The sequence below is a fragment of the Candidatus Cryosericum odellii genome (assembly GCF_003570935.1).
In the GTDB taxonomy this organism is placed as follows: Bacteria; Caldisericota; Caldisericia; order Cryosericales; family Cryosericaceae; genus Cryosericum; species Cryosericum odellii.
Map to the genome: position 1 here is coordinate 1 of NZ_QXIU01000176.1, position 6085 is coordinate 6085.

4 protein-coding genes and 1 pseudogene are annotated in these 6085 nt (G+C 60.6%); 3 read left to right on the forward strand and 2 right to left on the reverse strand.

Annotated elements, in window-relative coordinates:
• Positions 1 to 1986 (forward strand): histidine kinase N-terminal 7TM domain-containing protein (locus tag SMC5_RS07190; RefSeq protein ID WP_119120164.1); only part of this gene is annotated, 1986 nt, incomplete at its 5' end.
• 37 nt (positions 1987 to 2023) lie between these two features.
• On the opposite strand, the gene SMC5_RS07195 is transcribed toward SMC5_RS07190, so the two are convergent.
• Both SMC5_RS07195 and SMC5_RS07200 read right to left on the reverse strand, forming a co-directional pair.
• Positions 2024 to 2620 (reverse strand): LysE family translocator, encoded by a 597-nt coding sequence (locus SMC5_RS07195; protein ID WP_165849012.1) that lies wholly within the window; start codon positions 2618 to 2620, stop codon positions 2024 to 2026.
• A complete protein-coding gene (locus SMC5_RS07200) occupies positions 2620 to 2937 on the reverse strand; it encodes a YciI family protein (RefSeq protein WP_119120166.1) in 318 nt (105 codons plus the stop codon). The genes SMC5_RS07195 and SMC5_RS07200 overlap by 1 nt, the downstream gene beginning before the upstream one ends.
• Positions 2938 to 3252: 315 nt before the next feature.
• Here SMC5_RS07200 and SMC5_RS07205 point away from each other — a divergent pair, with 315 nt between their 5' ends.
• On the forward strand, positions 3253 to 5667 hold the full coding sequence (locus tag SMC5_RS07205; protein ID WP_119120167.1) for a PAS domain-containing protein: 2415 nt from the start codon (positions 3253 to 3255) through the stop codon (positions 5665 to 5667).
• Positions 5668 to 5742: 75 nt separating this feature from the next.
• Positions 5743 to 6085 (forward strand): annotated as a pseudogene (locus tag SMC5_RS07210) (sugar ABC transporter substrate-binding protein); the annotation flags it as partial.

The following is a 6085-nucleotide window of genomic DNA, read 5'->3' on the forward strand; positions in this document are numbered from 1 at the left end:
TGGGTGAAGATGTCGTTTCTTGGCGGAGGCCTGGGCGTCGCGTGGCTTGTCTTCACTCTCAGATACGATGGAAGATCGCTGCGCGATGTCACTCGCATTGCAGCGCTTGCGGCAGTAGAACCGACGGTGATGTTTGTCCTGGCCTGGTTCAACGACCTGCACCACCTGCTCTGGAGTCAGGCTGTCGCCACGCCCATTACGGCCCCCGGCGCACTCCTGCGCGTCGACACACGTCTTGGTCCACTGTTCTGGGTCTGGAGCGCGTACCAGTATGCACTTCTGCTGTTGGGTGTCGTGATCCTGCTGCGTGGCCTGTTCAGAGTGCCCTCTGCCTACCGTGGTCAGACAGTCGCCGTTCTGGTCGCGATGGCCGTACCGTGGACCGCCAACATCCTGTTCCTGGTTGGTCGGACTTCAGTCACCGGGGTCGACCTCACTCCTTTTGCCTTCGCTCTGAGCAGCGTAGCCCTCTTCCTGGCTCTGTATCGCTTCCGCTTCCTCGACCTCTCCCCCATCCCCCGTTCGCTCGTCCTGGAGGCCAGTCCAAACGGAGTTCTCGTCCTTGACGGCCGGGGTCGACTGGTCGACATCAACCCCGCCGCCGAGGCAATCCTGGGGTGCTCTGCCCGCGATGTCCTAGGCGTCGAGGGGACGCAGGTCCTGCCTGCCCTTTCATCCGCTACGCCGGGCTCTGATGCCGAGCTGACCTTCGTCTGCGACGGCGTTGAGCGCTCCTACGACCTCCACGTCGCTCCGCTGCGCAAGCGCATGGGGAATCTCGCTCTGCTGGTGGACGTCACTGACCGCAAGTGCATGACCGCGCACCTGCTCCAGGCACAAAAAATGGATGCCCTCGGCCTCATGGCAGGTGGAATCGCCCATGACTTCAACAACCTATTGACGGGCATCCTTGGAAACCTGAGCATCATGCAGGAAGAGGCCGGGCAGCTGGATTCCATCGCAGAGCCGCTGGCCCAGGCTGAGCAGGCTGCCCGACGAGCTGCCGGCCTCGCACACAACCTGCTGACGTTCAGCCGCAATGGGAGCCCAGCGCCAACGTACCTCAACCTCAACCAGTCTGTCGACCTCACGCTGCAGTCCATCGCGGAACTGGTGCCGCCCTCCATGGCAATCGCCCGGGACTATGCACCGGGCCTCTGGAACATTCTCATCGACCAGGTTCAGCTTGGACAGCTCGTCATCAACCTCGTCGTAAACGCCCGGGACGCCATGAACGGCACAGGAACGCTGACCATCCGGACCAGCAACGTCGACGTTGACGACCGGTTTGTCCAGGCACATCCCGAGGCTCGATCGGGTGAACATGTCCTCCTGCAGGTGATCGACACCGGCAACGGCATGACTGACACTGTGCTGCAGCACCTGTTCGAGCCATTCTTTACCACCAAGCCTGTCGGACATGGAACCGGCCTGGGCCTCGCGGTCGTCTACGGGGCGGTCCAGCAAGCCAACGGCTGGATCATCGTGGAAACCACAGTCGGGAAGGGAACAACGTTCTCGACGTACCTGCCACGGTGCAGGGAACCAGTGCAGACACAGACGCCAGCGCTCCAGGAAGTGTACACGCAACGGACAGAGAGGCACAAGACCGTACTTGTCGTGGACGACGAGGAGATGATCCTGCAGCTCACCAGACGCATGCTGGAACGCTCCGGCTACACAGTGATGACAGCAGCAGATGGTCCGTCCGCAGTCACCGTCATCCAGGAGAATCCTGCCGCCGTGGACCTCGTCCTGCTGGACATGACCATGCCGGGTATGACAGGAGACCAAGTGCTGTGGGAACTGAGACGGCTGGGGTGCACGGCCCCTATCCTCATCTCGTCGGGGTATTCGCTGGGCGGCAGCATCCAGGATCTGGTTGGAAGGCCTGGAGGCGCCGACGGGTTCCTGCCCAAGCCGTACACCATGCAGGAACTCTCAGAAATGGTCCGCACGACACTGGACGGCATCCAGACGAACTGAGCACCCCCATGTTGCACCACGGCGCGCTATGTGCTTTCTACGACGCGACGATTGACCAGGCAGCGTAGAGCAGCAGTCCCACGAGGACGAGCGAGTAGGCGAACCTGACCTTTGGGTTGGCAATGAAACGCTGGATGCCGGCGCCCAGCAGCGCCCACAGCGACGTCGAACAGAAACTCAGGACCGTGAGCAATACTGCAGAGATGACGACTGCCAGCCAGCTCTTCGCCAATGGAGCCAACAGCGTGGCATACATTGTGAGCCCGAACAGGATGACCTTGGCATTGACGAACTGGAGCAGCAGCCCGTCACGGTACCGGGTGCCGCTCGCCGCAGGGGACGCATGTCTCTTATCCTGTGGCCGCACGACGGTCCAGGCGATCCATAGCAGATACGCGACGCCCGCGATCTTCAGCACAATCGCAATTCTGTTATAGGCTGAGACGAGGAGCTCTGTCAGCAGTCCCGTTGCCACCATGATGCAGAAGAACCCGGTGACGACACCCCCGATGAAGCGGAGTGTACGGGGATACCCTACGCGCATTCCCAACGATGAAGAGGTGATGTTGTTGGGTCCAGGTGTAAAGATGGAAACCAGCGCGTAGCTGAGCACTGGCAGCAGCTCGACCCCCATCACCGGCATGGCAGATACTCTATCGACACATGGAACGGGTGCAGCTCGGCAGTCATGACACCTGCGCGCACGGCCGGGTCGTCTGCCATGAACGAACGTGCCACAGTCTCGTCTTCCGCTTCGAAGATCACAATGCCAAATGCCCCGTCCGTCGCGGGCCCTGCCAGTCGTACCGTCCCCGCACTACATGCCTGCTGCAGATGCGCGAAATGACGGTCGATGGCGGCAGACTCCTCCTCCGTCGGCGACGTCCTCGCCGCCGGCCTGATCAGGTGTACTACATAGATCCATGTCGTCACGTCGTTCTCCTGTGTCATGACTCCCCCTCCGCTGACAGTGTAGCGGGAATGGCCCGCGCACACGACATCGATCCAGAAGACGGTAGCAGCAGCGATCCCCTGAACTGCGACATGTGCAGGTTGTAGTAGAATCCGTGCTGTTACAGCTCTCCTTGCACGCAGCGGGTTCTCCACCATACTGTCAATTATGTGGAGGAGACTTGGTAGTGCACAAGCAATCATGGTGGTGGCTGCCGCCGGCTGCGTTTGTTCTTGCTGTCCTCAACTTGGTCTTCGACGGATGGCTGTTCGTCTTTCCGTCGACCTGTGAACACTCCTGGCAATGAGGCTGAGATGACAGACAGGAACGTGTCGGTCACGAAGGGTACAGCAAACGACCGGGAGTTGACCCGGCTGATGGCAGGTCTGCCCGGCATGGTCTACCGAGCCTCTGCCCAGCCTCCCTTCGCCTTCGAGATTGTCGGTGGGGGATACGAACGTATCCTGGGCCGTTCCCTGGACGAACTCACGACGAAGCCAGACATCCGCTCCACATTCATGTATCCCGCTGACATCACTCGCTATCGGGCAACCGTGGAGAACGCGGTGAAATCCGGTGACACGTTTCAGATTGAGTACAGCGTCATCTACCCTGACACCACAGAACGAGTGGTGTGGGAGCAAGGCGGACCTGTCTGCGCGCCCGACGGGTCCTGCTTTATCGAAGGGAGCATCATCGATATCGAGGGACCAGTGCACACGCGGCAGGTACAGGACGCCACCTACCGCATCTCCCAGGTAGCGGCATCCGCCGAGAGTCTGCAGGAACTGTACGGCCGCATCCACCACATTATCGCTGAGTTGATGCCGTCGGAGAACCTGTACTTTGCACTCCGGGATCCACAGACAGGGTTCATAACGTATCCGTACTATATCGACGAGTGCGACGCCATGCCCCCCGACCCACAGATCGCCGAAACGGGCGTGACGGCATACATCCTGCGCACCGGAGCACCGTTGCTGCTGAGCGAGTTCAGTGAGGCAGAGCCAATCAAGTCTGGCAACATCGCTCCTACAGGAACACCCGCCATCAGCTGGCTCGGTGTCCCGCTACAGTTGAAGGGGAGCACAATCGGAGTCATGGCTGTCCAGGTATACCATGGAAGCTATCGCTACACCGAACAGGACCGGAATATCCTGTCCTTTGTCGCCGACCAAGTTGCGGTCTCGATAGACCGCTGGCGCTCCCGTGACGCGCTGGCCATGTCCGAGGAACGGTTCCGCATCGCCGCACAGAGCACGAGTGACATCGTCTATGAGTGGGATATTGCCGAAGACCGTACCACCTACTATGGTGACGTCGACGGCGAGTTTGGCCGTGCCATCGGTGGCTTCCCCTCCAAGGGTAGCCAGTGGGACTCCTATATACATCCTGACGACCTTCCTGTGCTCCAACAGGCCATCCAGCAGCACCTGAAAGTACATACGCCTCTCCGTATTGCGTATCGCATGCATTGTACCGACGGCACATGGCGCACCATCGTCGAATCGTCGCAGGCCGTGCTCGACAAGGATGGCCACGTCGTCAAGTGGGTCGGTACCACCGCCGACGTCACCAAACGGCTACGTCTCGAAAGCGAGCTTCAGCGAATGGACAAACTGGAATCGCTGGGCGTCCTTGCAGGTGGCATCGCCCATGACTTCAACAACATGATGACCGGTATCATCGGCAACATCAATCTCGCACGTATCGACGATGATCCGGATCACTCCCGCGAACTCCTCGAGGAAGCCGAGCGGGAGGTCCTCCAGGCTCGCGGGCTGACGCAGCAGCTGCTGACGTTTGCCAAGGGAGGGGCTCCCGTGCGTTCGGTCCAGGACCTTGCCCCCGTCCTGCGGGAAGCGGTCAGTTTCGCCCTGCGCGGTTCCGACGTTTCGGCTTCGTTCGACCTGCCCGCGGACCTGTGGTGGGCACGCATCGACAAGGGGCAACTGTCTCAGGTCTTCTCCAACATCGTCATCAACGCTGACGAGGCGATGCCTGTCGGAGGAACGGTCTCTGTCGTTGCACGCAATATCACCGTAGGCGACGGCGCGTACCCAGATCTGGCTCCGGGCAACTATGTCCGCATCGACCTCAGTGACACCGGCGTAGGGATCGCCGAAACGGACCTTCGCAAGATCTTCGATCCCTTCTTCAGTACGAAGCGTCGCGGCAGCGGTCTCGGCCTGGCGACGTCCTATGCCATCGTCCACAAACATGACGGAACCATCGGCGTTGTCTCGACACCAGGGGCCGGCACGACCTTCTCGATCCTGCTGCCTGCCGTCCCTGCCGGTCCGTCCCTTCGGTCGCCTGAAACAGCGCCCAGGTTCAGCGGACACGGCCGCGTCCTGGTCATGGATGACGAACTCACGGTGCGACAGGTAGCGGTCGCGATGCTGAAGAAACTCGGATATGAGGCGGAAGCTGTCCCTGACGGGACCACCGCACTTCGTACTGATGCCGAGGCCTGTGCGGTCGGGCGGCCGTTCAGTGTCATCCTCATGGACCTGACGATCCCCGGCGGCATGGGTGGACAGGAAGCCGCAGCGCTGTTTCGTAAGAACCGCACCCCGGCACAATTGATTGCCTCGAGCGGATATGCCACCGACCCCGTCATGGCTCACTACCGCGAGTATCATTTCGATGGCGTGCTCGCCAAACCCTACAGCTTTGCTGAACTGACGTCTGTCCTCGCCTCCCTCGCCACACAACGCTCCTCTTGAATAGCAGAGTCTAAGCATCACAATAGTTGTGTGTCGCCGTCCATTCCCTGGCGATCGTGGCTCGGAGGAATACACGTGAAGGCATCCCGTCTGGTCATATTGCTCGTTCTGGCTGCAGTCTTCGCAGCAATGCTGGGGTTTTCACCAGCTGTCGCCGCAGCGCCTCCCAGCAGCGTCCTCATCCTCAATTCCTACGATCAGGGCTACTCATGGACGGACGGTGAGGTCGCAGGGATCCGCAGTGTCCTTGGCGACTCACCGTCGTGGGTCCAGCTCTCTGTGGAGTATCTCGACTGGCGCCGGTTCCCCTCGCAGCAGAACCACGATCAGGTTGAGAAGCTGCTGCAGACACGCTACGGTGCCAGCAAACCCGACGTCTTGATCGTCACTGACAATCCGGCGCTGGACTTTGCACTGG

Bases quoted from the DNA above. Each gene is read 5' to 3' on its own strand.
- SMC5_RS07195 (WP_165849012.1), bottom strand. From the start codon at position 2,620: ATGGGGGTCGAGCTGCTGCCAGTGCTCAGCTACGCGCTGGTTTCCATC.
- SMC5_RS07205 (WP_119120167.1), top strand. From the start codon at position 3,253: ATGACAGACAGGAACGTGTCGGTCACGAAGGGTACAGCAAACGACCGG.
- SMC5_RS07200 (WP_119120166.1), bottom strand. From the start codon at position 2,937: ATGACACAGGAGAACGACGTGACGACATGGATCTATGTAGTACACCTG.